This is a genomic window from Bradyrhizobium sp. Mp27 (assembly GCF_029953005.1).
Taxonomy (GTDB): domain Bacteria; phylum Pseudomonadota; class Alphaproteobacteria; order Rhizobiales; family Xanthobacteraceae; genus Bradyrhizobium; species Bradyrhizobium barranii.
The window spans coordinates 13,342-40,196 of record NZ_JASAUS010000001.1; the positions used below are offsets into that span (position 1 = coordinate 13,342).

General features: G+C 62.1%; 16 protein-coding genes. 11 read left to right on the forward strand and 5 right to left on the reverse strand.

Annotation, left to right across the window (positions count from 1 at the left end):
• The first annotated feature begins 49 nt into the window (after nt 1–49).
• From QJT78_RS00070 to QJT78_RS00100, 7 genes are all read left to right on the forward strand, one after another.
• On the forward strand, nt 50–1,321 hold the full coding sequence (locus QJT78_RS00070) for a polysaccharide biosynthesis/export family protein (protein WP_049807508.1): 1,272 nt from the start codon (nt 50–52) through the stop codon (nt 1,319–1,321).
• A gap of 289 nt (nt 1,322–1,610) precedes the next feature.
• On the forward strand, nt 1,611–2,273 hold the full coding sequence (locus QJT78_RS00075) for a helix-turn-helix transcriptional regulator (RefSeq protein WP_155257705.1): 663 nt from the start codon (nt 1,611–1,613) through the stop codon (nt 2,271–2,273).
• 239 nt (nt 2,274–2,512) lie between these two features.
• Nucleotides 2,513–3,736, forward strand: a complete 1,224-nt coding sequence (locus QJT78_RS00080) for a glycosyltransferase (RefSeq protein WP_240537531.1) — start codon at nt 2,513–2,515, stop codon at nt 3,734–3,736.
• Nucleotides 3,733–4,989 (forward strand): O-antigen ligase family protein, encoded by a 1,257-nt coding sequence (locus QJT78_RS00085; protein ID WP_028147247.1) that lies wholly within the window; start codon nt 3,733–3,735, stop codon nt 4,987–4,989. Before QJT78_RS00080 ends, QJT78_RS00085 begins: the two co-directional genes overlap by 4 nt.
• A 3-nt stretch (nt 4,990–4,992) precedes the next feature.
• The gene (asnB, locus tag QJT78_RS00090) at nt 4,993–6,981 is read left to right on the forward strand and encodes an asparagine synthase (glutamine-hydrolyzing) (protein ID WP_028147246.1); all 1,989 of its coding nucleotides are present in this window, start codon (nt 4,993–4,995) and stop codon (nt 6,979–6,981) included.
• An 11-nt stretch (nt 6,982–6,992) separates the two neighbouring features.
• A complete protein-coding gene (locus QJT78_RS00095; protein WP_028147245.1) occupies nt 6,993–8,876 on the forward strand; it encodes a hypothetical protein in 1,884 nt (627 codons plus the stop codon).
• A gap of 138 nt (nt 8,877–9,014) precedes the next feature.
• Nucleotides 9,015–11,744 (forward strand): non-ribosomal peptide synthetase, encoded by a 2,730-nt coding sequence (locus QJT78_RS00100; RefSeq protein WP_038942592.1) that lies wholly within the window; start codon nt 9,015–9,017, stop codon nt 11,742–11,744.
• 129 nt (nt 11,745–11,873) lie between these two features.
• Here QJT78_RS00100 and QJT78_RS00105 read toward each other — a convergent pair whose 3' ends face one another.
• Entirely contained in the window at nt 11,874–12,410 is a 537-nt protein-coding gene (locus tag QJT78_RS00105) for a DsrE family protein (protein WP_028147243.1), read from the reverse strand.
• Nucleotides 12,411–12,604: 194 nt separating this feature from the next.
• On the opposite strand from QJT78_RS00105, the gene QJT78_RS00110 reads away from it, so the two are divergent.
• From QJT78_RS00110 to QJT78_RS00125, 4 genes are all read left to right on the forward strand, one after another.
• Nucleotides 12,605–15,019: a hypothetical protein gene (locus tag QJT78_RS00110; RefSeq protein WP_157790103.1), complete on the forward strand. Its 2,415-nt coding sequence runs from the start codon at nt 12,605–12,607 to the stop codon at nt 15,017–15,019.
• A 47-nt stretch (nt 15,020–15,066) separates the two neighbouring features.
• Nucleotides 15,067–16,089 carry a TAXI family TRAP transporter solute-binding subunit gene (locus QJT78_RS00115; RefSeq protein WP_028147241.1) on the forward strand — a complete coding sequence of 341 codons (1,023 nt, stop codon included), beginning with the start codon at nt 15,067–15,069 and terminating at the stop codon, nt 16,087–16,089.
• A gap of 368 nt (nt 16,090–16,457) precedes the next feature.
• Complete coding sequence (locus QJT78_RS00120; RefSeq protein WP_281460162.1) at nt 16,458–16,706, forward strand: hypothetical protein; 249 nt, start codon at nt 16,458–16,460, stop codon at nt 16,704–16,706.
• A gap of 61 nt (nt 16,707–16,767) precedes the next feature.
• Nucleotides 16,768–17,454, forward strand: coding sequence for a HemK/PrmC family methyltransferase (locus QJT78_RS00125; protein ID WP_038942589.1), 687 nt, complete (start codon nt 16,768–16,770; stop codon nt 17,452–17,454).
• Between the two features lie 89 nt (nt 17,455–17,543).
• On the opposite strand, the gene QJT78_RS00130 is transcribed toward QJT78_RS00125, so the two are convergent.
• The 4 genes from QJT78_RS00130 to QJT78_RS00150 form a co-directional block, all read right to left on the reverse strand.
• Entirely contained in the window at nt 17,544–19,046 is a 1,503-nt protein-coding gene (locus QJT78_RS00130) for an HlyD family type I secretion periplasmic adaptor subunit (RefSeq protein WP_240537530.1), read from the reverse strand.
• Entirely contained in the window at nt 19,046–20,887 is a 1,842-nt protein-coding gene (locus QJT78_RS00135; protein WP_028147237.1) for a type I secretion system permease/ATPase, read from the reverse strand. Before QJT78_RS00135 ends, QJT78_RS00130 begins: the two co-directional genes overlap by 1 nt.
• Nucleotides 20,888–21,094: 207 nt before the next feature.
• Nucleotides 21,095–22,483 (reverse strand): calcium-binding protein, encoded by a 1,389-nt coding sequence (locus tag QJT78_RS00140; RefSeq protein ID WP_193375918.1) that lies wholly within the window; start codon nt 22,481–22,483, stop codon nt 21,095–21,097.
• A 1,795-nt stretch (nt 22,484–24,278) separates the two neighbouring features.
• Nucleotides 24,279–26,549, reverse strand: a complete 2,271-nt coding sequence (locus QJT78_RS00150; RefSeq protein WP_038941739.1) for an MHYT domain-containing protein — start codon at nt 26,547–26,549, stop codon at nt 24,279–24,281.
• Between the last annotated feature and the right edge of the window lie 306 nt (nt 26,550–26,855).

Genomic DNA, 26,855 nt, shown 5'->3' on the forward strand with positions numbered 1-26,855 from the left:
GTCCATAATTCGCGAGCGGCGAAGGCTCGGTTGCATCGGGAGTTCGTCCATGAAGTGCAAGAAGCAAGGCAGGCCCTCTTCCACCCTCCTGCTGGGTTCATGCGCAGCGGTTCTGTTTTTCGCGACAAGCGGGCTATCCCTTGCCGCGCCATACAAGCTCGGACCGGGTGATACCATCGAGATTTCGATCGGTGGCCTCCCCGATCAACGCAACCGCACGCAGATCCAGATCGACGGCACCATCCCGCTTCCGGGAGGGGGGACGGTTGAAGTTGCCGGCCTGACCCCGGCGCAGATGCAGAACCGCATCGAGACGCTGCTGCAGGCACGGATACTGCGTCAACGCCTGACCGACGGACGCGACCAGGCATTCGTGGTCAAGCCCGGCGACGTCATGGCGAGCGTCGTGGAATATCGGCCGGTCTATGTTTCCGGCGATGTGCTCACGCCCGGACAGCAGACGTATCGGGCTTCAATGACCGTGCGCCAGGCCGTGGCAGTGGCCGGCGGTTTCAGCCTGTTGCGGTCGCGTGGCATGCAGCCCGGCGCCACAGACCCTGCGGATCTCGTACGGGACTACCAGTCGCTCGCCACCGAATACACCAAGGAATATTTCCATATCGTCCGAACCGGCGCGGAGCTTGATGGCCGCGACACGTTCGACGCCACGCCTCCAAGCGACATTTCGCTGCCCGCGAGCGTGATCGGTTCGGTCGTGCAGGCCGAGAAGGACTCTCTGAAGACCTCGCAAAACGACTACCGCACAGAACAACGCTTTCTGGACGACGCCGTCAAGCAGACGGACGCGCAGTTCGCTACGCTCAAGAAGCAACAGGAAGGTGAAGAGAAGGGCGTGCAGGCGGACGAAGAGGAGCTCGAACGGGTCATGAAGGCGTTCGGCTCCGGCCTGCTGGCAAGTCCTCGTGTCAGCGAAAGCCGGCGCGCCCTGTTGCTGTCCTCGACCCGACGCCTGCAGACGAGCGTCGAACTCATGCGGCTCCAGCGTCAGCGTGAGGACTTCCTGCGGCAGGCGGGACGTGTGACCAGCCAGCGCACGATCAATCTGCTCAGGGAGCAGAAGGACTCGAACGTTCGATTGGCGGACTTGCGCGTGAGAATGCAGGCGCTCAGTCAAAAACTGCAGCCTATCGGCGGCTCGGGTGCGATCCCCGTCAATTCAGGCGAGCTCAATCCCGACGTAGTCGTCGTGCGGCGGCTCGGTCAACAGTGGGACAGGATACCCGCGTCCGTCGACTTCGACGTGGAGCCCGGCGATGTGATCGAAGTCACATTGCGCCCTGCGCCGGCCTTCTCGAACTGAGCACGAACAGAGGTACTCCCTTAAGAGTAAGCAGGGCGCTCCTTCCGGGGTAGCTTCCGCATACCTCCATGGCTGCTCCCGCGAGGCTTAAACCCGCCTTGCTACCCCTTCAACCCGTGTTGCTACCTCTTCGTTGATCACAACCGGGTCGATGCCCGGAAGAGCGGCAACTTTCACCCCCTCCGACGGCTGCGGGGTTACCCCCCATTCAACGTTGCCAGGCTTGGCAGAAGTTGGGATTCTTTGTGGCACGTTCACTCCATCGGGTCAGCGCGGCCGGGGGAATAAAATGTTGAACTTAAGCCAAGCATTGCCAAGGTCTACCATTGCTCTACAGCGTCATTCTTCTGAATCGATATTCAATATTTCCAGTCCCGTTTCATCTGCTCACTCTGACGCCCAGAACCCCAAGCAGGACGGCTTGCGCGGGGTGCTCGCGCGGATCGGCTGCGGACAGGTCTTGCTCAGACGCGGCAAGGTCATCGAACTCAGTCCGGCCGGCCGCGCAATATTGGAACGCGAAGGGCGTGTGGATGCGAGCCACGAAACGCTCTATGGCGCCGTCAAGCAACTGGTCCACCGCGCCGGCGCACAGTTTCCGGCAGGCTCGACTTCCTGGTTGGCAACATCCACCAAGGAAGGATTTACCGCGCTGATCAACCAGGTCGCGAATGCGTGGTCCGACGAGACCATCGCATTGATCCTGCTGGATCTCGACGCGCATCCGGAGCCTTCGCCGCGGACGCTGCAGCGGTTGTTTGGATTCACCGCTGCCGAAACCCAGCTTGCTCTCGAGTTGGCCCGAGGCAACAACCTGATCGACATTGCTCGTTCGCGACGATTGAGTCGAACGACAGTACGCTCCCAGTTGGCTTCCCTGTTTGTCAAAACACAGACACGCCGGCAAGCAGACCTGATCGCGTTGCTGGGCCGCCTCGCCGTCCTGCCCTAGCGTGGACGCGGAATACGGTGTCGCGTTGTCTCGACTGGTCGGACATCGACGTGCTTCGCGGCGCGTTCGGCAAACATGCACTCGCGCCGCGTCGTCTTTTCAGCCCTGTTCGAGCACGTCCGCCAACCGCTCACTTCCGCTGTCATGCGAATGAATGAAGACAGGCCGCGGCCACGTCCTAACCTGATCTTGTCAAACTTTCGCCGGGAAAACCGGGGGCCTCCGCAAAGATTAACATCTTGGCGGAATTGCTCAAAGGGCTGGAAGGAACCAACATGGCGCTGCACTTGCTTTGCGTAGGAGGCGAGGATCACGCTCTGCGTATCCCGTTCCTGGCGGCTCTGCAGAACCGCGGCCTCCGCGTGAGCGCGGCCGGCACTGGTGCAGCATCTGCATTCGCGAAGACCGGAATCCCGTATCATCAATATCAGTTCGACAGATTTGGCGTCGGCTTTGCCGATCGCGCGGCCATGGGTCAACTGGCGCGGCTCGTGAAGAGCGCTCGGCCCGACGTGATCCAGACGTTTGATACCAAGCCCAACCTGTTTGCGCCGCTGGCGCTTCGCGGCTCCGTACCGGTTGTGCGCACAATCAACGGAATGGGATGGGTATTCTCATCGACAGAACTGAGAGCCTTGGCCTTCCGCCCCGTCTATCTGGCGATGCAACGCCTGGCTGCTTGCTGGACCGCGGCGACGGTTTTCCAGAACAAGGCCGACAGCAGCTTCTTTCAACGACACCGCCTGCTCGGAAAGAGCTCATCTGTCATTATCGGAAGCTCGGGGATCGATGTCGGCGCTTTCGAAGCGGCGCAAGCGCGAACGGCCTCGCCTGCCGCGCTACGCGCCGAACTCGGGCTGGGCGACGCCGAGATTGTCCTGACAGTAAGCCGATTAACCGTACAAAAAGGAATCACAACGCTCCTCGAAGCGGCGAGGCTCGTGCATGACGTACGCCCGAACGTCCGCTTTCTGCTCGTCGGTCCGCGCGAAAGCGAGGGCCCATTCGCCGTAGGTCAGGAGCTGATCGAGGCGCACGCACCATATGTGATTGCGACCGGCGCCAGATCGGATATTCCCGCGCTTCTGGGTATCGCCGACCTCTTTGCCTTTCCGACTGAATATCGTGAAGGCATTCCCCGTGTTCTTTTGGAAGCCGGATTGGCTGGCGTGCCAATCGTCGCCTCCCGCATGCCGGGGTGCGATGACGTGGTCCGCGAGGACTGGAACGGCAAACTTGTAGCGCCGCGCGACCCGCGCGCGCTCGCGGCCTCAATTCTCGACCTTCTTCAGGATTCCGCGCGTGCAAAGACGATGGGTCAACGCTCGATCAACGTGGTGCGCAAGGAGTTCGACCTAAACGTCGTCGCCGATCGCTATGCAGAGCTTTACACGCAGCTGCTTTCTCGCAGCCATTCCAATGGCTGGCGGGCTGCGGCGCACAGCATCAGTGAAGTACAATGATCGGAAGTGCCCTTCTTGCGCTTGGCCTCGTGCTTGGCACAGCCTCGCAGCTGCGTCTTCCCGGCGTCCCCCTGGGCATCGGGGAAGCCTGCCTCGTCCTCTGGCTCGGTCTCGCATCCCTGCATCTCTTGGTCGGTTCAAGAATCTGCAACCCCCAAGCCTTGCTCTGGCTCGTTGCATTCTGGGGCTGCTTTGTCTTGATTCAGAGTTTCGGGGGCTTCCTTGCATTGCTGCGCCCGGAGATCGTCGACCCAGAGCTCGTCGTGCACGACATCTTCGCATATCTCCTCGTGGCGGCCCTCACTTGCCTGGTGGCTGCAACGTTGAAACCCGAGGGTACCCTGCGCCAATCGCTGTGGTTCCTGATCGGCTTCTGGATCGTCGCCGTGGCGGTGCAACTTGCATTGGGCTGGGGCTACCTCAGCATCTCGTCGGTCGATCCATGGTATTGGGACCGGTTCCGCGGATGGTCGGAGAATCCAAACCAGCTTGCAATCTATTGTGCGGTTTTGACACCACTCTCGCTTCACATGACTCTGACGGCCAAGCGGTTTGGCCGGATCGTCGCAGTGTTTAGCTGCATCATAACATTCGTCGTCGGTCGGCTGACGAAGAGCGATACCTTTCTTATCTCGATGTCGCTGTCGATACCGCTGCTCATTGCGCTACGCTTGCGAAGCTGGCTGACATCCCCCGAACATCGATGGAGCCTGCGTTTCGCAGCTGCAGCGATCGTCGTTGTGGCCGTAATTCCCCTTTCGCTCTCACTGCTTCCCTACGGGGTGGCAACGGCGAATGATGTCGAGGGGCTGGCCGCCGGCATGATGAAGGATCGTGGCGGTGAGGCAACGAAGGCCACCGCCAATCTGCGGCTAAGTCTTTGGCAAGACGCCCTGCATGCCGGACTGGAGTCCGGCTCGGTTGGCCTTGGGCCCGGGCCGCATCTGGAGAAGCCAACCGGAATCACGGACAAGGGCGTAGCGCTCCCGGTGGAAGCTCACAGCACTCTTCTGGACGTGTTCACCCAAGGCGGACTGCCCGGCGTGATCACCATTGTCAGCCTGCTTGCCGGCACGTTTGCGCTCCTGCTTCGCGCACGGCTCGACGCCTTGGCTGTCCTGATCTTTGCACTCGCCGTCTTCAGCATCAGCCATTTCATTCTGCGGCACCCGACCGTGTGGTTTGCCGTCACGCTGGGCCTCATCCTGGGCTCGGATCGGCGCTCATTGGCGCATGCGCGAGTTGGAAGTTAAGCAATGTGTGGAATTACAGGAATACTTCAGACGCCGCGTGCTTCTCGATCCGCCGACCTGGCTGCGATCGGGCCGATGACGGCTCGCCTGCGCCACCGCGGTCCTGATGCGGACGGGTTCTGGAGCGATCGTGACGCCGGCGTTGCGTTCGGGCATCGCAGGCTGTCGATCATCGATCTCTCCGATGCGGGCCGGCAGCCAATGCTTTCGAGCGACGGCCGCTTCGTCATTACGTTCAACGGCGAGATCTACAACTACAAGCCATTACGACAAGAGCTCGAGTGCGCAGGCAAGCGTTTCATCGGCAATAGCGATACGGAGGTCTTGCTGGGCCTGATCGAGAAATGGGGCCTGGAGAAGGCCCTCCAGCGCTGCAATGGCATGTTCGCAATCGGCTTGTGGGATCGCAGGAACCGCACGCTGCACCTGGCCCGCGATCGAATGGGGAAAAAGCCGCTCTACGTCGCGCGGACGTCGAATGCGGTGGTCTTCGCGTCGGAGTTGAAGGCCATCGCGGCATTCCCCGACTTTCACCAGGAGATCGACCCGGGCGCGGTTGCGGAGTTTCTAACCCGCGGATGGTTGCCGGAAGACCAGTGCATATGGCGAGGCGTCTTCAAGATTCCCCCCGGGGGCGCCCTATCGATCCGTGCCGAGGACCTCTCGGTCTGCCGGGATGCCGCAGCACTACAAGAACGCGCGCGCTCCTGGTGGTCCTTGGCCGATGTCGCGCACACGGGTCGCGCAGCGCTCGCCACTGCAGATGACCAGCAGCTCGTCTCCCAGGCTTGCGACCTGCTCAAGGCCTCGGTCGCCGACCGAATGGTCGCCGACGTTCCGGTCGGGCTGTTCCTGTCGGGCGGAATAGACAGTTCGACCGTCGTGGCCCTGATGCAGGCTCAATCGGCGCGCCCGGTACGGACCTTTACGATCGGATTCGGTGAGCGCGCCTTTGATGAAACGGCTAACGCTGCGGCCGTGGCGCGGCACCTCGGCACCAGCCATACCGAGCTACGTCTCACCTCCGCGGACGCCAGAGCGGTCATCCCCGAACTTCCAACCATCTGGGACGAGCCGTTTGCCGATGAATCGCAGATCCCGACACTGCTTCTATCTCGACTTGCACGGCAGGACGTCACCGTTGCGCTTTCGGGCGACGGGGGTGACGAGTGCTTCGGAGGGTATTCCAGGCACGTACTTTCCGCCCGTTTAGCGCCTCTGCTGAACTCCAATCGATCGATCCGGACCATGGCCGCGGGCGGTGTGGCGCTGCTCGGGCGCGGCATGCGCGAAAGCGTCGTCGAAACACTTCGTCTTCCAGGTTGGTTGCAGCGGATGACACAGGGCGACCGAATCAACCGCCTGGCAGACCTTATTGGCAGCAACGACGTCGGCGAGATGTACCGTCGGTCGACGCGGCTCTCCGAACTGCAGTTGACGCGAACCCAGGCAGGCTCGGAGCCGGACTCGATCCCGCCGCTCAACGATCTGCTGTCTGATTTTATCGTTCGGGATATGCTTGGATATCTCCCGAGCGATATTCTCGTGAAACTCGATCGCGCGAGCATGGCCACGAGCCTGGAGGCTCGCTGCCCGCTTCTGGATCATCGCGTTGTCGAGTTCAGCTGGGCGCTGCCGAACTCGGCGAAGGTGCGTCATGGTCAGGGAAAATGGCTCCTGCGCCAGGTCCTTGGCCGCTACCTGCCGCGCCACCTCTTCGAGCGACCGAAACAGGGCTTTGACGTGCCGATCGGCTCCTGGCTGAAGGGACCTCTTCGTTCGTGGGCGTCGGACCTCCTTTCGGAGTCGCGTCTTCGCAACCAGCATCTCCTGGACGTTTCCCGCGTGCAGGAGTGCTGGCTTCAACATCTTAGCGGTCGCCGCGATTTCTCACGACCGCTGTGGGCTGTCTTGATGCTGCAGTCCTGGCTCGACTCAGCAGTTACCTCCGGGCCTTCGCGAACAGCAGGCGTGATGGAACCGGCGCAATAAAGGAGCAGGCGATGGAAGCGTTCACAAATAAACGGATTCTGCCGGTGACTGTCCTGTCCCAGGGCCGGTCAAACGGCGACGAGTCACCTCCCGATGACGCCATCGCAGCATTCAAGCATGTCTTCGAGAGCATCAGGCGATACAAGCTCTTCATCGTCAAAATGATCGGCGCGGGCGCGCTGCTCGCGGTGCTCGGTAGTATTTTTATGTCGCCCACCTACCTCGCAACGGCACAGCTTGTCGTGAGCGCTCGAAGTGGCGGAGCGGCCGACAATGCCGGTGCACCCGGCAATTCCTCGCCGACTGGCGGTTCGGACGACCCCACGATCGATACGCACGTAACCGTCATGTCATCCGATGCGTATCTGCGGCGGCTCCTGCCGGCACTGAGGATGCTCGACAACCCGGCCAACGAGAACGGTTCGGTGCTCCGCACTGCCTTGTCAAAGATAAAGGGGTTCCTCTCCTTCCGGAAAGACCAACCAAGCGACGGCGCGGCGGTGGCGGCATTGAAAGGGCGCCTGAAGGTCAGCCAAGAGCGCCGATCCAGAGTTATCAGCGTAATTGCCAGCGACCGCAATCCACAACGGGCCGCAGACGTCGCAAACCTGGTCGCCCGATCCTACGCTGACGAGCTTGTCCGGCAAAAGCGGGCTGTGGAGCAGCAGGCTCTGGACGCCATCGCAGCACAATCGGCGAATGTTCAGCGCGAATTGTCAACGGCGAAGGCGGAATGGGACGCCAGTCACTCAGGTCAGACCTCGTCATCACCGGCAGCCGCACAGGCCGCCGCCGCGTTGGAGTGGAAAATCACCACCCTGGCGCAGCAATATGAAACACTGATACGAAAGCGGCAGGATCTCACCACGAAGGGCGTGGTCGCCGAGCCAGACGTGACCGTCATTGCGGACGCCTCGCCACCCGACTTTCCGAGTTCGTTGAACCCGTTCCTCCTTGTTCCACCGATCACGATTATCTTCGCGCTCCTCGCATGTCTCGTCGCGATCATCCTGAAGCACTTCGATCGAAGTCTGCACACCGAGGCGGAAGCTGCAGAGGCATTGGACATCCCGTGCGTCGGGTTGATCCCCTCGATCCCGCCGGAGCTGAGCATCTCGCCGCAGCGCTTCGTAGAGCAATCGGCTGTCTCGCATAACAGGGCCGTTCGCTCAACCGTCGTATCCCTCATGGCCGCCGATCCGGTCTCGCCACAGACGCCGCATGTCATCCTGGTGACATCCAGCTTACACGGTGAAGGCAAGAGCGCGATCGCCTGGAGTTTTGGCTTTTGTGCGGCGCAACTCGGACAGCGCGTTCTGTTCCTGGATTTCTCTCAATTGCCCCGGCGCGTCGGCGGTGAGGCTGCAGATCTGTTCAAGCTGTTGGCGCACGACGGAGCGGCCGCCAAGGCCGTCCAGCACATCCCGGAGCTCGGACTCGACTACATATCGTCAAGATTGTCCGAGGGCAGTCGCCTGGGGCCGTTGGCGGGCCCGAAAGTCGCCTCGCTATTCGAGCACTTCAGGAACACCTACGATCTCGTCGTCATCAACGCACCATCGCTGGATGATGCGCCGGAAGTGCGCCTCCTCGCCTCCTGGGCGGATCATGTTCTACTTGCCGTCCGCGCCGGAAGCACGAGCCGCGACGTCGTGCGAAGCACTTTGACTCGGTTTGCCGGGACGTCGGATCTCGATTCTCGTGTCAAGCTCTGGTGTGTCCTGACGCACGGAGTACCGTCCGAGCTCGCGCCCTCGGATCTGGAGCCGTCATCAACATCGACTTTGATGCATTACTATCGCCGCTTCAAATCAACGGCGGTACGTTGGACAAGCATCGAACCTGCAATCAATGTTTCCGACCACGCTGCATCTGGCCTGAGACCACGGCAGTGATCCCCAGGCGGCTTGGGTTAATCACCCGGGTCTTTCGATATGGCAGCCAGCCGATCGACCAGACGGTGGCTGCGAAACCGGCATCCTTCGTTTGAAGTATGCGTGCCCAGGCCTGATTAAGTACGTTGGGACAGCAAAATGACGGGTACGGTGATGCGGCTTCAGATATCTGGCGATCCGTCGGGTGATCCATGCGACGCCCTTGACGCGCACCTGCCCTCGACCGTTCAGCAAGCTCCAGCGACGCTGAGCTGGCTGAGCCCCGTGGAAGTCCCTCTCGATCTGAACGGTCCGGTCGATCGATCATTCGATCCCCTGGAAGCCGGCTTTGCCTGCGTCCCCGCCATCGAACACCTGATTGCGGTGACGGCGAAGTTCGGCGACAGGGTCGCAATCAGCGACGGCAATCACAGCTTCACGTACGCGCAGCTGTTGTCCCGCGTCTTGACCCTGGCCCAGGCGATCAGCGCGTTGATCCCGGAGCAGGAAGCCGTCGGATGGGTATTGCGCAGCTCGGCCTGGCAGCCGATCGCTATGCTGGCATGCATGGCGGCCGGACGAGTCCTCGTTCCACTCAATCCCCGCGATCCAGTTCAGCGGCTCACGGCTATCGCCGCGGCCGCCCGGATTTCCGTGCTGATCGGGCAAGACGGCGACAACTCCGCCGGGTGGATCCAACAGCACGGCCTGCGCTGGCTCGACGCCGCCGGCGCCAACCCTTCCGCAGCAACTTCAACGCTCCCCCAGGTTTCGGTCGATGCGCCTGCCGTAGTGCTCTATACCTCCGGCAGCACCGGAGCTCCGAAAGGGGTCGTGAACAGCCAACGCAACCTGCTCCAGCGCGTCCAGCAATATGTGGACGCCTGCCACATAGGTGCGGCAGACGTCTTCATGCCTCTGAGCGGCCCCACCACGATCGCCGGTTGCCGGGAGATGCTGTCGGCCTTGTTGACGGGGGCAAAACTGCACATCGTCGACGTCGAGGCGCTCGGATTGCGCGGCGTTCTTCGCCAGATCACCACGCAACAGGTGACGATTACATACATTGTACCCGCCCTGGTGCGTGCACTGATCAACGCAAGCCGGCCGGGCGATCTCGACTCGCTTCGCATGATCCGCATCGGCGGGGAGAAGGTCCTGTGGACCGATATCGCGCTCGTCCGGCGAGCGATACCACCAGGTTGCTTCATCCAGGTCAGCTATCTGTCGACCGAAACCACCGGAACCCAGTGGTTTCTTCCCAAGCAGTGGCGAGAGGACGGCGTCAGCGTTCCTGTTGGCTACCTGCTTCCCGGCATATCGTACGCCGTGGTCGACGAAAGCGGGAAGCCCGTCCCGCACGGTGAAGTCGGCGAACTGGTGATCAAGAGCAGGTACGTCATGCTCGGATACTGGGAAGACGGACGGCTTTCTCCGGCATCGCCCTCCCCGGATAACCCAAAGTCTCGCATCTATCAGACCGGCGACCTCGTCACCGTGGATACGCACGGACTGATGCGGATCGTTGGACGGAAGGGACGCCAGCTCAAGATCAATGGCCAGCGTGTCGAGCCGGCCGAGCTCGAGAGTGCGTTGCGCAAGCTCACCTATGTGAAGGACGCTGTCGCCGTCGTGACGGACGCGAACGAGTTGGTCCTGTTTGCATCGCCGGCCGATCCACAAAATGCGCGCTTCCGGACCGACGTTCGCAACAGCGTCCGGCAGGCTGTTCCTGCGGCTTTGCATCCGACCAGGCTGCACGAGATACCGGAGATGCCGCGCCTTCCAGGAGGTAAGATCGATCACGCCAAGCTGAAACTGCTCGATCTCGAGAGCAAAACGACCTCGCCCGCGCCTGTGCCGACGATGCAAGGAATGGCCGAGGCCAACAGGATCGTGCAGCAGGTGTGGAGCAGCATCCTCGGCGTGCCGGAAGCTGCCGGACGCTGGGATGAGGCCGGCGGCGATTCCCTGAAGCTCCTGCGCTGCGTGATGGATATCGAAGACCTCATCGGCCGGGAAGTCAGCATGGAAGCGTTCACGGTCGATATGAGCGCTGAAGACATGATCCGGGCTATCGCGACGGTGGAACCACCGGTGCGGCAGCGTCTAAACGACCAGATTCTCCCAGGTCTTGTCATACTGCCCGGCTCCATGGGGTATGGCCCGAGCATGGCCGCATTTGGCGCTCAGCTCGGCAAGGTGGCGCGGGTGATTCCGATTCGTTATCCAGATCTGAGCTGGAGCCTCGCGGGACGCGATTCCGTGCAGGAGATGGCCGCGATGGCCGTCGAACAGATCAATGCAGCTCAACCACGCGGCGACGTCCGAATGATCGGCTATTCCCTGGGCGGCGGCGTCGCCTTCGAAGTCGCAAGCCGGCTGATCGAACAAGGTCGTGCAGTCAAATTCCTGGGCATCCTCGACACCAATGTCGGCCCTCGCAGAGCAAATCACCGAGAAGCCTTATCTCGCACGCTACAGCGGATTCGATCCCATCGAGTGACGATCTACCGCATGTTCTGCCGCTCCGTGGCGAAGTTCGCCGCCCGCTTGGGCCAGGAGGTTCGATTCTGCAGGCTCATCGACGCCATTACATGGCCTCGCCTGGCAAACACGCGCTTCATGCTCAGGCTCGAGCTCGAGGAGATTCTCCGGATGCGCGCGTTCGGACGCTGGGTCGAGGATGCCAAGCCTCGTCTAGCCATCAAAGGGACTGTCTTTGCCTGTCATCGGCCTGGCGTGACGCCGCGCCTCGGATGGGACTCCCTGTTTGAAGAACTAGACGTGATTCCGATCGCCGGTGGACATCTTGATCTGGTGGTCGAGCCCCACCTCTCGATCAATCGACCCGTCATCGAGCGCGCGATCGGGGCGTCCTGCTCCTGATCCACAACACAATGCTTTTTGAGGGGGTCGGTCCTGCCCACCACAGGACAGCACGGGGAGATCAGGCGGGTTCGGCTCAAACCTGGCTCGAACCCGCGATCTCGCGCTTGGGAGTGCAGCGTACGATCATCAGGGCCGCAGGTAGCTCCAGCCTTGCTCCTGAAGCTCCATCAGGCGAACGACCCCGGATTTGGTGACCTTCGCTTGCGCGATAAGAGGCACTTCCTTGCCCTCATTCTTGGTCATGTTCTCTCGTGTATTTCCGCAGGCCGAGAACGTAAGCTCGGGCGTTGTTTCGCTCATCATTTTGATGCGCCCCTTCACAGGCGAGGTGTCGTCTCGCAGCATGTGCAGTCCTGGCCCGTATGCGACGACTTCGACTTCGACCTTTTGACTGAGGTCGCCGTAGTGCTGAACGACGTTGCTGACGTTGTTGAGAGCGAGATTCATGACGGCCGGATCGTTGACGTCGACATGGACGACAAGTCGATGCGGCGGCTGCTTCCGAGGTGTCGCAACACCCATCTTGGCATTTGCGTTCCTGGCGGCAGTGCCGGGATTCTTGGTGGAGAGGCTGGATTGCGCAGAACCGCGAGTTTCGATGCCGCTAATGAGGACCAGTCCGACAGCCGCCACGCCGGCAAAAATGGCAAATGATCTGCTCATGACTGTGCTTCCTGCGTGTGTGACGAAGCGTGCACGTCGCAAGCTATTTAAGCGCATCCGTGGGGGCAAGCAGCTTTGGCCAAAGCCCCGCCCGATCTACTTAATTCCCATTGTCGGCGCACTACTCCGTTTTGGCTACCGCAACTGCGACATCGACATCGCGTCGATGAAAGCGCCGTCATAAACGACATGCCATGATCGCTACCAAGCATCATGATCCTACCAAGCAGTTGGGCGTCTCTATGGGGGTACACGGTTTCGATCCGTCGAAAGGAACAGCCGTCGGGCTGCCCACAGCTGCGCGCCGACCCAGGCACCGGCAATTTGCGTTCCGTGGACGCAGATTGTTCGACGTCGCTGACGGCTCGCGCGCGTGCGATAGAGCCGGCCGGCTCATGGCGGTTCTGATCACCTGCCTTCTGCCGGTTCTGACTGGAGCTGCCGATGCCAAATCCCAGGACGATGGCGACCGGGATGCCTCCTACATCACACCGGCGATGCTCGATCCGTGCAGATGCACGCGCGGACCAGAGCAGATCGACGGGATCAAACAAAGGCTGAAGCTCGTCCAACGCGCGGACGAGGCGCGACCCGCCGCGACACAGCCCGCTGGAAGCAGGCCCGCCGCGACCGGATCGCGCGGAGCGAGGACCGCGACCGAGCAGCCCCGCGCGGCTGCCGATGCCCCTACGCAGGACATGACGTCTACGCCGCCCTCGGTGTCAAATGCGGCTCAAGCAGCTTCCGAGACGGAGCGGCTCAACCAGAACCTGTTGCTGGATCAGGAGCGGCAACGAGCGAACAAGCTTGCGCGCGAATTGGCTGCGGCTCGAGTGGAGCTCGACGCGGCGCGGCAGACCCAGACGCACACTGTCCGCGCCATGGAGATTGGTATTCAGCAAACGCAGGCGCTCGAGCAGGAGCGGGAAAAGACCGATAATCTGTCACGTGAGATCTCCTCCCTGAAGACGGAGCTCGACGTCGCAAGGGTTGCGGCTTCAAAGGCCATGCAGGCGCCCGAACCCGAGCCGAAGCAGGAGCGTCCGGTCGACCGACGGAATGGGGCCAAACGCTTTGCCCTCCAGCTTGCCTCGCTTCGCTCGGAGCTCGAGGCTTCGCGCAGCGCAGCATCCGAAGCCACGAAGTCTGCCGCGGCGGAGGCCGCACAAAGGCAGGCTCTCGAGCGCGAACTAAAGCAGGAGCAGGACAAGACAGAAGCCCTGATCAGCGAACTCGGCCCCCTTCGGATCGCGGCTTCCGAGACCGCGAAGGTCGGCGCTGCAGATGTCGATCAAAAGTTGACGCTGACGCGCGAGCTCGAGAAGCAGCGGGGCAGAGCTGAGAGCGCGGACCGCCAGCTGCAGTCCCTTCAGGCTGAACTGCGTGCAGCGCAAACCGCGAGCTCTGAGTTGGCTGCGGCCCGAGCTGCAGACGCCGAGCAAAAACTGGCGCTGAAACGAGAGGTCGAGAAGCAGCGGGACAGAGCTGAGAACGCGGACCGCCAGCTGCAGCCCCTTCAGGCTGAACTCCGTGCAGCGAAAACCGCGAGCTCTGAGTTCGCCGCCGCCCGAGCTGCAGACGCCGAGCAAAAACTGGCACTGAAACGAGAGGTCGAGAAGCAGCGGGACCGAGCTGAAAGCGCGGACCGCCAGCTGCAGCCCCTTCAGGCTGAGCTCCGTACAGCGCAGACCGCGAGCTCTGAGTTGGCTGCGGCCCGAGCTGCAGACGCCGAGCAAAAACTGGCGCTGAACCGGGAGGTCGAGAAGCAGCGGGACAGAGCTGAGAGCGCGGATCGCAAGCTGCAGTCCCTTCAGACTGAACTCCGTGCAGCGCAAACCGCGAGCTCCGAGTTGGCTGCGGCCCGAGCTGCAGACGCCGAGCAAAAACTGGGACTGAAACGAGAGGTGGAACAGCAGCGCGGCCGCGCGGACGCTCTCGCGCGCGAGGCGGCGTCGCTGAAGGATCAACGCGACCCGGCGCGGGCTGAAACGTCGGCGGCTGCACGAGCCGCCGAGGTCGCCGCAAAGGCCGCACCCAAGCGCGAAAAGGAGCAACCGGGCGGCGGCGCGGCAATGCTCCCAACGGTCGCATCCGTCCGGGATCATCTGGCCGCATGGAATGCTTCCACAGTCGTGGCGGCACCCTCGCGTGAGCCCACCGGCCGCGCACCGAGCCAGAGCAGCCTCCAGCCCGCTGCTTCGCCTCCGCGCGCACCGTCAGCCACCGCCCCGATGCCACCGAGCGCGCAGATCGCAAAGGGGGCTGCCCTGCCCGGCGCCGACTCCAAGGCCATGGCTTCGGTGGAGCGACAGGTCGCCGCGAGCGGAACACCACGCCCGCTTGCGAACGAGGAGCGACTGCTCGCGCGCGCCAGCGCATTGTTGCGGCAGTCCGACATCAACGGTGCCCGCGGCTTGCTGGAATACGTCCTTGGACATGGCAGCGCGCAAGCAGCCTTTATGCTGGCCGAAACTTACGATCCTCACATGCTGCAATCTTGGGACGCTCGCGGCGTCGCCGGCGATTCCGCGAAGGCGCGCGAGCTGTATGAACGCGCCCAGGCCGGCGGCATTCGCGATGCAGAAGGACGGATCAAGGGGCTCAAATAGCGGCTGAAGTGAGCCCCGGAAGCCAGACCAGAGAATGGAGAGGCCCCATGTCATTGAGTAAGCTCGCGTTCACGGTCGCATTGGCACTGGTCGGCCTGCAGCTTGCTGCCAACGCCCAATCTCGCTCGCCGCGCGACCCGCCGGCGCCGACCGCGCCACGGAATGTCGATACGGCCGCAAAGGAACGTATCAATGCATGGACGGTGGGGCTCGCCGGAGGACTTATCGAGGGCGCACCGCTTCGGCTCGCCGCAGAGATCGCACGCGTCGCCAACGAGGAGGACAAGCTTCACGTTATTCCGATCGTGACGACCGGTGCGACCGAGAACGTCAATTCGCTGCTCTATCTCAAGGGCGTTGATGCCGCGATCATCAACATGGATGCCCTTGACGAGTACAAGGCGCAGGTTCCGTCGATCGAAAAGCGCATCGTCTATGTTCTCAACCTCTTCCCGGCCGAACTGCACGTCTTCGTGCGTCCCGAGATCAAGTCGCTCGACGACCTCAAGGGAAAGAAGGTCAACTTCAACACCCAGGGTACGGCAGCCGCATATTCTGGTCCGCTGATCTTCAGCCGGCTGGGACTGAATGTCGAAAAGATGTTCATTCCCCACCAGGTCGCATTACAGCAGATGAAGAGCGGCGAAATCGCAGCGGTCGTCTTCATCACATCAAAGCCGGTCGACGCCTTCCTGAAAGGACGTTGGGATGATGGCTTCAAGTTCCTGCCGATCGAATACGACCCCAGATTTGAAGACTATTATCTTCCGTCGTCCCTCGATTCAAAGGACTATCCAAATCTCGTCCCAGCGGGCAAGCGGGTCGCGACCATTGCCGTCCCGACGATTCTTGCCGCCTACAACTGGCAGCCGCAGACCGATCGCTATCGGCGCATGGTGCGCTTTGTTGACCACCTGTTCGGACGGCTCGACCGGCTGCAATCCGCTGGCTTCGATACAAAATGGAAGGACGTGAATCTCCGCGCCAGCGTCCCCACTCTGGCCCGGTTCGGTCCGGCGCAGGAATGGCTCGATCGCTCGCCCAGCGCGACTGTCGGATTATCGCGATGAAGCGAACCGGTACCCTTGCGGCCGTCTTGCTCGCGGGTATCGGTCATCCAAGCTGCGCGCAAGCCGGCGACACGCCGGATCGTTCCAGGGCATGTGCGCAGTTTCAGGGAATGGAGCACATGACATGCGTCGACGAGCAGATTGGGGAAGCACCTGAGCAGTCCTTCCAAGCTCCGCCGCCAAGTCCGAACTGGATCCTGAGTGAGACGACATCACCGGTGGACCACAAGCCGCAGATCTCCGCCCGGACCACCGCGCGAGCCGGCGCGAAGGATGGGCCCTCGTCGCTCGCCATTCATTGTCGCGCCAATCGGACCGAGGTGTTGCTCTCCGCCGCGAATTCCTGGACCAAAACTCCAGGCACCGACATGAGGGTCGTATTCCAGATCAATGATCAACCGCCTGTCGATCAGCGCTGGAGGGTTGCTGATGGCGGACGAAGTCTCGCCTTTCCGGGCGACGCCGTTCGCTTCATCAACTCCATGCCAGGGGTGGGCCGGCTTCTGACGAAAGTGTATGCTGGAACGGCTGCGCCCTACGAGGAAACATTTGAACTGACAGGTCTGGACGCCGTTCGCCGACGATTTGCAAAGGTCTGCACCTGGCCGCCCAGCTGAATGGCCTCAAGTCGGGCTGAACGGCTGACAGGGAAGACGTCACGCGTGAGGTGTGAATGCGATGAGCGAGACGATCAATGTAGCCGAGGCTTACGAGCGAGGACGTACCCAGTTCATGGGAATCGAACTGCAGGTTGCTCCCGGCGCGCTGGTGCCCCGGCCGGAGACGGAGTTGCTTGGCAGGACCGCGGTTGAAGCACTGCGCCGAACACACCTCCCCTCGCCGCGGATCGTCGACATGTGCTGCGGCGCCGGCAATCTTGCATGCGCGATCGCGCTCAATATTCCCGACGCTCGCGTCTGGGCGAGCGATCTGACTGACGGATGTGTCGAGCTTGCGCGACGCAATGCCGCGAGCCAGGGCGCCGCGTCCCGCATCACCGTGCTCCAGGGTGATCTGTTCGAAGCTCTCGCAGGCCTGCAACTCGAGCAAACCATCGATATGATCGTGTGCAACCCACCCTACATCTCGGAAGCCCGGCTCAAAGGCGATCGCGCTTCTCTGCTCACAGACGAGCCGCGCGAGGCGTTCGCCGCCGGGCCCTACGGACTGAGCATCCACATGCGCGTTACCAAAGACGCACCTCGTTACTTGCGGCCGGGAGGACTTTTGTTGTTCGAGGTGGGCCGCGGTCAGGATCGGCAGGTGGCAACCCTGCTCGAACGCAACGACGCTTACGAGAATGTCAGCGTGGTCTTGGACGACGCGGGCGCCGGTCGCGTCGTCATGGCGTACGCGAAGGGATAGCCGGGTTCGAGCACTTGCTCCACAATGATCGTCGGCATTGCAGCGTAGCACCCTGAACCCAGCGGCCCTTGCACGGGGCGGCCAGCGAATCAGCTCTCCCGCATCCCGCGCCGGATCGCGTCCGTGATCGGCTGGGTCAGATAAGCAAGAATTGTACGTTCTCCGGTTGCGATCAGGACGTCGGCCATCATGCCCGGCTTGAGCTTCTCACGGACTTTCTCGGGGAATTGCGTCACCTGCACCGAGACTTTCACCTCGTAATAGGGCTGATGGGTGACATCGTCGCGAGTGGCGTCGGCCGAAATCGAAAGAACCTCGCCGACAGCGATCGGGGTGGAGCGCGCCTTGAACGAAGGAAGCCGCACCTCGGTCGGAAGGCCGAGCTGGACGTGGTTGATATCAAGCGCCGACACCCTTGCGGCCACCACGAGAACATCGTTGTCCGGCACGATCTCCATCAGCACGTCGCCCGCCTTGATCACGGCACCGATCGTGTGAACCTTGAGGTTCACGAGCCGCCCCGATCGCGGTGCGCGCACTTCCATCCGGGCCAGGACATCGACCGCGACGCGCAGCTTCTCACGCGCATCGGCAAGCTGGGCGCGCGTATCGGCGAGCTTGCCGGTCGCTTCCTCCAGCACCTTCTGCCCGACCTGATCGATCTGGAGCCGCGACTCGTCGATGATGCGGCCATAGCGAGCGATATCCGCTTCAAACGCGCCGATCTTGCCCTCGAGTTCGGCTCTAGAGCGCTCCAGCGTGGCGACGCGTGCGAACGCAACGATGCCCTGATCAACGAGCGGCTTGAGCTTGGTGTATTCCTGACTGACACTGTCGAACTGCGCGCGCGCGCCCTTGTTTTGCGCGGTATTCCCCTGGATCTGCCGCTGCGCCTGCGCGATACGTTCCTCGAGGATCGAGATCTCGATCTTTCGCGCAGCGCGACGTTCATCGAAGCGCCGCTTCTGGTCACCCATTGCGCGCATCGCGTTCGGATCGGAAGCCTTCTGGAGCAGCTCGGTCGGAAACGTGATGCTGTCCTTGCCTTCGGCTTCCGCCTGCAGGCGCGCCTCCTCGGCAACCGCCGAGTACACCGCCGAGCGAGCGATCTCTTCCTTGGCCCGCTCCTGGGTCGGATCGAGCCGCAACAGGACCTGACCTTCCGCGACATGAGAATCGCCTGTGACCAACAGGTTCTGGACGATGCCACCCTCGAGATGCTGCACCACCTTACGGTCGCTCTCGACAACGACGGAGCCGGGGGCCACCACGGCACCGTCGATCGATGCGAGGGCGGTCCAGCCGCCAAATACGCCGAAGGTCAGGAAGACGACTAGGAAGCCTCGCCGCGCGGGGGTCTGCCAATCGCCCGACGGATCCTCATCGTTGCCCACCGGCCCTCGGGGCCACAAGATCGGCAGTTTCGTCTTGGCAAGATCGACCAGCGACTTTGCCATGGTCTCCGCCTGCGCAAGAAGTTTGCGCGGAGGTCGCGGCTCCTGCACCGCTTTATCGGTTCTGTTGAACTGCTTCAGAAGCTCAGCCAGTTCGTTGTGAAGAGCGTCCGTTCCCCGCTCCAACATCTTGTCCATTATTGCCTCGTCGCGTGCGCCTGACGCACTTGATTTGAAAGCTGCGCCTGGCGGTGAGCGCCATCGGCACGATGGTTGCCGTCAGCGTGGTGTTGACGATCGGCGCGATGATGTTCAGCGGGTTCGCGCACGTCACGCCGCATCGGCGCAACCGTTTTGCCGAGCAGCGCAGGCAACATCTCCTCGCGCGTGCCGATTTGCCCGAGCCGTCCCTCGTGCATGAACACGATCTTGTCGACCGCGGCGAGCAGGTTCGGGCGGTGATTGATGATCACGATCGTCACCTTGCTCTGCCTCAGCCGCTGGATCGCATCGGCGAGCGCGCGATCGCCGTCGCCGTCGAGATTTGCATTCGGCTCGTCGAGCACAACCAGCACCGGCTTGCCGAACAGCGCGCGGGCGAGCCCGATGCGCTGCCGCTGACCGCCAGAAAGACCTGCGCCATTATCCCCGATCACGGTGTCATAGCCCTTGGGAAGACGCTGGATCATCATGTGCGCCGACGCCAACTGCGCTGCCTCGACGACCGCCTCGTCGGAGGCGTCGTCGCGGAAACGTGCAATGTTGTCACGCACGGTACCGGCGAACAGCTCGACGTCCTGCGGAAGGTAGCCGAGGTTCTGTCCAAGGAAATTGGGATCGAAATGCCTGACGTCGTTGCCGTCGATGCGGACGCAGCCGTGCACCAGCGGCCAGGCGCCGACCAGGGCCCGCGCCAACGACGATTTTCCGGAGCCGGACTGGCCGACCACGGCGACGACTTCGCCAGGGGCCAGCCGGAACGAGACGTCGGCGATGGCCGGCAATTGCGATCCGGGGACGAGCACCGTCGCGGCCTCGACGGAGATTTCGCCGACCAGGGCCGGCAGCCGTGTCGGCTGTCGCTCAGTCGCGCGGTTCGCAAGCGCGCGATCCAGCCGGGCATATGATGTGCGCGCGGCAACCAGCGCCTTCCATTGCGACACTGCAGCCTCGACGGGCGCGAGCGCGCGTCCCATGATCAGCGAAGCCGCGAACAGGACGCCCCCAGAAATCTCTTGCTGGATCGCGAGATAAGCGCCCACTCCCATGATGGCCACCTGAATCGCCATGCGCAGGAATTTGGAGATGGCGAGCAAGGTCCCGCCCCGTTCTCCGGCCGTCGCGCTTTCCAGCAGCGCCTGACCATGAGTTTCCGCCCAGGCACCGCGGACCGCGGGTCCCATTCCAAGCGCGCGGATCGCTTCGGCGTTGCGCAGCGAGGACGTCAACCGGTCCAGCGCATGAAGATTCTTCGACGCGGCTGCATTCAGCGGCGCCTTCGTGACACGCTCGTTGAGGAAGGCGAGCGTTAGAATGATCATCGCGCCGATCAGAGCGACCAGGCCGATCAGCGGATGGAGCAGGAAACACATCGCGAGGAAGATCGGCGTCCACGGCACGTCCATCAGCGACGTGATGACGCCTCCCGACAGCACCTCACGCAAGGTGTCGACATCGCGCAGCAGCTGGACGTGATGCGAGCTGCTCGTGCTCAGTGCCTGTCCGAGCGCGGTCTCGAACGTCTCGCCCGAGACGAACCGGTCGAAGCGCAATCCGGTCTGCACGAGAACCCGGCTGCGAAAATGCTCGAGCGTCGCGTAGCTGATGAAGAGAACGAGCGCGATGAGCGAGAGCAGCAGCAGCGTCATCCCGTTTCGGCTCGTTAGCACCCGATCGTAGATCTGCATGGTGTAGATCGGCGACACGAACACCAGCAGATTGATGAAGATGGATAGTCCGCCGGCCGCGAGCAGGCCGGGACGTATCCGACGGAAGGCATCCGCGAGCGCAGACTGTTTTGCCGAAGCGTGCATGTGCATATCCGGGCCGCCCTTGGCCGGGCGGCGGTAAACGGTTGAAAAATTGCATGCGATCGAGCGTCAAGACGCCCGCATTTCAACATTCCGCCGCGCGCGGAATGGCACCCCGCCTCTCGACCGCCCCAATGGTCGCGAGGAACTCCCCAGAGTGGACATGCGCGCAGCGCACCGCGCGCAAGTCCTTGTTGATGTAGACGACCTACGAGCTTACGAGTGCCACCCGTGATGATCGTTGTTGTGGTGAGACATCCAATCAGCCAGATGCGCTACGAACGAGCCTGTGTCCTGCGTATCCGTCTGCCCAGAATCGGCATCCGAAGTCGTGTTCGACGTCGCATTGTGACCCCGCCACCAGGAATGATCTCCGAATGCGGGTGACGACGTGGCGGCATTGATCCACTGCGAGAAATCGAGCCCACCACCGTGGTGGTTGTGCCCGCCACCGCTGTTGCCGGCCTGCCAGGACGAACCGCCCCACCAGCCGCCGCCGCCGCCGTGGTGATGACCACCCCAGCCGCCAGTATCCGTCGAACCACCGTCTGACGGATCGGTCGTTCCGTCCGAGCCCGACACGGGAGGGGTGCCTCCGGTGCTACCGCCAGCATCGGCAACCGGCGGCGTGGAGCCGTCCGTGCCGGTGCTACCGCCACCGTCCGCAACCGGCGGCGTGTTGCCGCCCGTGCCGGTGCTACCGCCAGCGTCCCCAACCGGCGGCGTGTTGCCGTCCGTGCCGGTGCTACCGCCAGCGTCCACCGGCGGCGGCGTGTCGGTCACCGGATCGGTAACGGGATCGGTAACAGGATCGGTAACAGGCGGAGCGGTCGCGCCCCCCGTGCCATGGCTCGTATTGTGCGCAAGGAACACCTGCTGCAGCTCCGGCGAACTCTCGAGCGCAGTATCGCCTTCCTGCGAACCCCAAGCGTAGGCATAGTCAAAGGCCGGATTGGGAACGAGTTCCGCCCAACGATCGAGCATTGCCTGCTCTTGCTGGGCGGTCGGCATCACGAGTTGGGTGCCGTTTTCGCTGACCCAGTCGCCGCCACCGAATGTCTGGTAGACCGGAACGATGGAGTCGAGCGGAATCCCGGCCTGCTCCGCAGCGGCGACGTACTTGTTGATTGTGTTGACGTCGACGTTCGGACGGTCCTCCCACACCGGATACCAATCGAGACCGAAGTAGTCGATGTGGGTGTTCGCCTGGTTGTAGCTGTTCATGTAGTTCGGATCGTCCGATGATCCCGTGTTCATCAGGACGGTGAACGTCTTGGCCCCCGGATCGTGCTGATGAATCCAGTCGGATTCAGCCTTCAGATCCGCAGGGTCGACTTGCGGTCCCCACTGTCCGGTCAGATCGGGCTCATCCACCAGGTAGAAGCCGAACACTTTCGGATTGTTGAGGAAAGGCGTCACCTGGTCGATGAAGTCCTGAGTCACGCCGTGGTACTGATCGAGCCAGACCAGAGCCTGCACGCCATCGGGCAGTGCATTCACCTGGTCGACATACGAGACGTCGGCAAGATTGAAGCCAGCTTCAGCTGGTGCGAAGTTACCTTGCGAGTCCAGGCCCCCGCCCGCAGCGTAGTGTAATGTTGCCAATGATATTCCCCTGTCTGTGTTGAAAGCCCCCAGTGACCTGTAGGTCTGAGCGCCCGACAACCGATCGTGCGTCCCACCGAGGTGAACGTATGTTTACGTTTGAGGCAGGAATCTCCGTTCCATTGGGCGTAACCAAGGGATTATTGTGCTGAAAGTTTGCACAACAACGCGCCAGCGCTGACCGCCGGATCCGCGGGAAAACTTGTTTTGAAAGACGATTCAACGATATGCGGCCAATCGAGGCCGAGAAGATCAATGTTAGATCTGGCACAACGCCGACGAAATTCTTCAATGCCGGTAGCAGGCAGCAAGCCGGATTGATGTCCGTGGATTACCTCCGATGATGGATGTTCTCACCGAAGCGTTTCCGTTGTTCAGTAAAGGGCGTGGCGCAAATAGAGAGAAAATCCAAGCGGATCAGCGCTCCTGTGAACCGGTATTTTAGCACCAAAGGCGAACTCGTTTGCGGGGGCACTTGCGAATTGCGGAAGTATTAGGCGCTGGGTTGTCTTGCCGCTCTTTAGCACCGTGGCTGGAGAGCACTTTTTGATAGCGCGCGCGAACCGAATTTGTCCCACCTGTTCGCTGTGCCGCGCGCTAGCGACTTTTCGAGTAAAATCAGCTCATTTGCTGCCGAGGACGTCATGTCAGGGTCGGCCCAAACGAACCTCAAGTTTCCGCCGGGTTCACGAATTCAGGTAAAGCCGGCAGCCGGTCCTCGCTTAGCTGGAAAGACCGGGACCGTGGTGGGGGCCGGATACTATCCGAAGAGCCTCCGCGTCATTCTGGACGGATCAAAGGGACCAATTACTCTTCACGTGGACTACGTGGTCATGACCGACACGTGAAGCGGGCGCAGCGTTCACGGCTCACTTGCGGCGAAAAGCGGCTCTTCAACGACGCGTTTCGAGTTACTCCAGAAGTATAGCCGGCCTCGGATCCAGCATTGGGCCGCTCTTTTGACCCATTTCAGCCAATCTTTGTTAGTTGCTCGTTGCTCGTTGCTCGGGGCAGGATCCATCATTCCCGGAGCCTGCAATGTTCAAGCAAGTAATTTTTGCGTGCTGCCTCGTTGTGATCACCTCGCTCAATTCAGATGCACGTCCCTATCGCATACAGCGCGCCTCCGAATGCAACGTCACCATGCCATGCGACTTTTCGAACTACGCGCAAATCTCGAACCAGCAAAGAGAGGTGCGAGACTTATTGCGGATACACCGAACCAAGCAACTCGCCGTCGTCGCCAATACAAATATTGCGGCGTCTGATAGTCCCGTCAGCACTCGGATCGTAGGCGGCCGCCCCGCGGGCTGCCCCTCCTCATTCTGCGGTTGTGCCGCAGCCCTGCGCCTGTTTGGTCGCATCGTTCCGGAATTGAATCTCGCGGCAAACTGGCTGAGATTTCCGCGTACGTCGCCAGCACCAGGAATGGTCGCGGCAAGACGCGGGCACGTTTTCGTCCTCGAGCAGCACATCGGGGGCGACGTTTGGATGGCGTACGACGGCAACTCAGGTGGACACACAACGAGAATACACGCGCGTTCTTTGAGGGGGTACACGGTTGTGAATCCGCGCGCGACGCTGACTTGAATTTAGCCCTTTATCGAATCGGCAACACGGTTGCCATGCACCGGCATGCTTTCACCGGGACAGCGGCAATCTCTCGTCGCTGAGGCGCCGTTTTTCTCTCCGGTCGAAACACGATCTAATGGCTCAACGCAATCATATTGGTTGGTCGGGGAGCTGGTGGCAAATGTGCTGGCGGCGCCGATCGGCGGCCGTCAGCCCGACACCGTCAGGCGACGACAGATCTCGCGCTCTCCCGCTCTCGCATCGCTCCCTCGATAGCCTTCTCAAGGGCAGCCTGATCGAACGGCTTCGACAGGCGGCGCAGATTGGAACGCGCGTCGATGGGAAGCTCCGCATACCCGGTGCTCAGGAGGATGACCGTACCGGGACGCTCCACGACCACGGCTTCAGCCAGCTGCAGGCCGGTCATGACCGGCATCGCATAGTCGGTGACGACGAGTTCGATGGCCTGCGTGCGGCGGAGGAGATCCAGTGCCTCTTCGCCCGAGCGTGCCTCGACCACCGCATGCCCGAGATCCTCCAGCATTGCCGCCGTATTCTCCAGCACGAGAGGGTCGTCGTCGACCAGAAGCACGGAAAGCCGGCGGTCGGCCCGAAGCATGGGTGCCGGAGCCTCCGCGCGCGGTGCTGGCAACGCGGCCTCCTCCTCGGCTACCGGCAGCCAGATCTCGGCCGTCGTGCCCACCCCAAGGCGGCTCTTCAGGACGAGCCTACCGCCGGACTGCTCGGCGAGGCCGTGAACCATCGATAGTCCGAGCCCGGTGCCTTTGCCGATGCCCTTCGTCGTAAAGAACGGCTCCTGAGCGTGCTTGAGCGTTTCCTCGTCCATGCCGCAGCCGGTGTCGCTCACCGAGAGCGCGACGTAGCGGGGAGCTCCAGCTTCGTGCTGCTCGTCCCTGGCGGAGATGGTTATCAAGCCGCCGGCCGGCATCGCATCACGCGCGTTTACGGCGAGATTGAGGATGGCCAGTTCGAGCTGGTTGGCGTCAATCTTTACGTTGGGCAGATCCAGCGGAAAGAGTGTGTCGATACGGACGCCCGCCTCGAATTTCAACAGTGACGCCATGCCCCGCACCAGTGCGGCGATATCGACGACAGCCGGCTTGAGATCCTGTTTGCGAGCGAAGGCGAGCAAGCGCTGGGTTAGCAGCGCGCCCCGCTGCGCGCCTTGCATCGCGTTGTCCACGAGACGCTGTATCTTCGGATCGTCTGTTTGCAGGCGTTTTTTCAGAAGCTCGAGGCTGCCCAGAACGGCGGCGAGCAGGTTGTTAAAATCGTGGGCCACGCCGCCGGTAAGTTGACCGATGGTCTCCATTTTCTGCGACAGCGTCAGCGCTTCGCGTGCCCGATCCAGCGCTTCCTGTGCCCGTCTCCTCTCGCTGATGTCGCGCACGATCTTGGCAAACCCAGTGATCAAGCCGCTTTCGTTCCGTACCGCGACCAGGGTTGCCTCTGCCCAGAAACGGCTGCCATCCCGGCGCACGCGCCAGGCTTCCACCGCTGACTTGCCGTACCGCTCCGCCTCCAGAAGAGCACGTGCTGGCGCCCCGGACGCGCGGTCTTCGTCGGTATGAAGGATCGCGTAGCTGGTCCCTACGATGTCGTCGCCATACCCCATCAGCCGGCGCGCCCCGAGATTCCAGTTTCCCACGGCCCCATTCGGCTCGATCATGAACATGGCGTGATCGGCGATGCCCTCCACCAGGAGCCGAAAGCGTTCTTCACTTCGCCTCAGCGCGCTGGCCTCGCGCTGAGCGCGCTCCGCCGACGCCCGATCGTAGACGGCAGCGGCAATCCCAATGCTCAGGATCAGGATGGTGGCGCCGGCCAGCAGAAATGCCAGCGGCGCCCGCCCCACGAAATGTCCAGCGTGTCCCGCCATGGTGTTCGCAGGCACGAACGAGGCACCTTCCATAGCCGCGTAATGCATGCCGGAGATCGCGAGACCCATGACAAGTCCTGCGAACAGTCGCTGCGTCGCACTTGTCTTGCGAAAGGCGAGCGAGAGCGCCACGACCGAAGCGCACATCGCGATCACGACCGAGAGCACGACCCACCGAGGATCGTACGCGACGGATGCCGCCATTCTCATCGCGCCCATGCCCGTATAGTGCATGCCGGATATGCCAAGCCCCATCGCAAGGCCGGACACCAGGAGCGCCTGCGGGCGTCTTCCGACCACGGCAAAGGCCGCGGCCGCGACAACAATGGGGACGACAAGCGATAGAAAGGTGAGGAATGGATCGTAGGAGATCTCGACCCCCGGCAGCCTGAAAGCCAGCATGCCGACGAAATGCATGGACCAAATGCCGCCGCCCATGGCGGTGGCCGCGGCTGCAAGCCAAGCCGGGCGAGCCCGCCCGGACGCGGCACGCATCCGGGTCGCGAGGTCGAGCGCTGTGTAGGAGGCAAGCGCGGCGATCAGGATCGACAGCGCCACAAGAACGGGATCGTGAGAGGCCGCATGGTGATTCATTTCCACCAGATGGTAATGGAAATCCGGGGCAAATTCACCCTAGGTTGAATAGCGGCGGCGGGATCAGGGCCCGGTTGGCCGCGATCCGTGGCACCCTGTCGGCAAATTCAAGCTGGATCCAGCCGCCGGGGGCTGTTTCCGCCCAGCTTCCCTTGGGGATTGAACCGACCAGGCCTGTGCTGGGTCTGGCTCCATGCACGGACCAAGCAGAGGATCGCGCCCCTCACGCACCGCCCTTCAAACTGGGCAAGCCGGCCGCCTATTGCACCGCGAAGCCAATTGCGCCGCAACATTCAAAATGAGACT

Excerpts from the sequence above, each read along its gene's own strand:
- QJT78_RS00130 (WP_240537530.1), bottom strand. The coding sequence starts at position 19,046 with ATGGACAAGATGTTGGAGCGGGGAACGGACGCTCTTCACAACGAACTG.
- QJT78_RS00085 (WP_028147247.1), top strand. The coding sequence starts at position 3,733 with ATGATCGGAAGTGCCCTTCTTGCGCTTGGCCTCGTGCTTGGCACAGCC.
- QJT78_RS00110 (WP_157790103.1), top strand. The coding sequence starts at position 12,605 with ATGATCGCTACCAAGCATCATGATCCTACCAAGCAGTTGGGCGTCTCT.
- QJT78_RS00075 (WP_155257705.1), top strand. The coding sequence starts at position 1,611 with ATGTTGAACTTAAGCCAAGCATTGCCAAGGTCTACCATTGCTCTACAG.
- QJT78_RS00135 (WP_028147237.1), bottom strand. The coding sequence starts at position 20,887 with ATGCACATGCACGCTTCGGCAAAACAGTCTGCGCTCGCGGATGCCTTC.
- QJT78_RS00125 (WP_038942589.1), top strand. The coding sequence starts at position 16,768 with ATGAGCGAGACGATCAATGTAGCCGAGGCTTACGAGCGAGGACGTACC.
- QJT78_RS00070 (WP_049807508.1), top strand. The coding sequence starts at position 50 with ATGAAGTGCAAGAAGCAAGGCAGGCCCTCTTCCACCCTCCTGCTGGGT.
- asnB (WP_028147246.1), top strand. The coding sequence starts at position 4,993 with ATGTGTGGAATTACAGGAATACTTCAGACGCCGCGTGCTTCTCGATCC.
- QJT78_RS00150 (WP_038941739.1), bottom strand. The coding sequence starts at position 26,549 with ATGAATCACCATGCGGCCTCTCACGATCCCGTTCTTGTGGCGCTGTCG.
- QJT78_RS00115 (WP_028147241.1), top strand. The coding sequence starts at position 15,067 with ATGTCATTGAGTAAGCTCGCGTTCACGGTCGCATTGGCACTGGTCGGC.
- QJT78_RS00120 (WP_281460162.1), top strand. The coding sequence starts at position 16,458 with ATGAGGGTCGTATTCCAGATCAATGATCAACCGCCTGTCGATCAGCGC.
- QJT78_RS00100 (WP_038942592.1), top strand. The coding sequence starts at position 9,015 with ATGACGGGTACGGTGATGCGGCTTCAGATATCTGGCGATCCGTCGGGT.
- QJT78_RS00105 (WP_028147243.1), bottom strand. The coding sequence starts at position 12,410 with ATGAGCAGATCATTTGCCATTTTTGCCGGCGTGGCGGCTGTCGGACTG.
- QJT78_RS00095 (WP_028147245.1), top strand. The coding sequence starts at position 6,993 with ATGGAAGCGTTCACAAATAAACGGATTCTGCCGGTGACTGTCCTGTCC.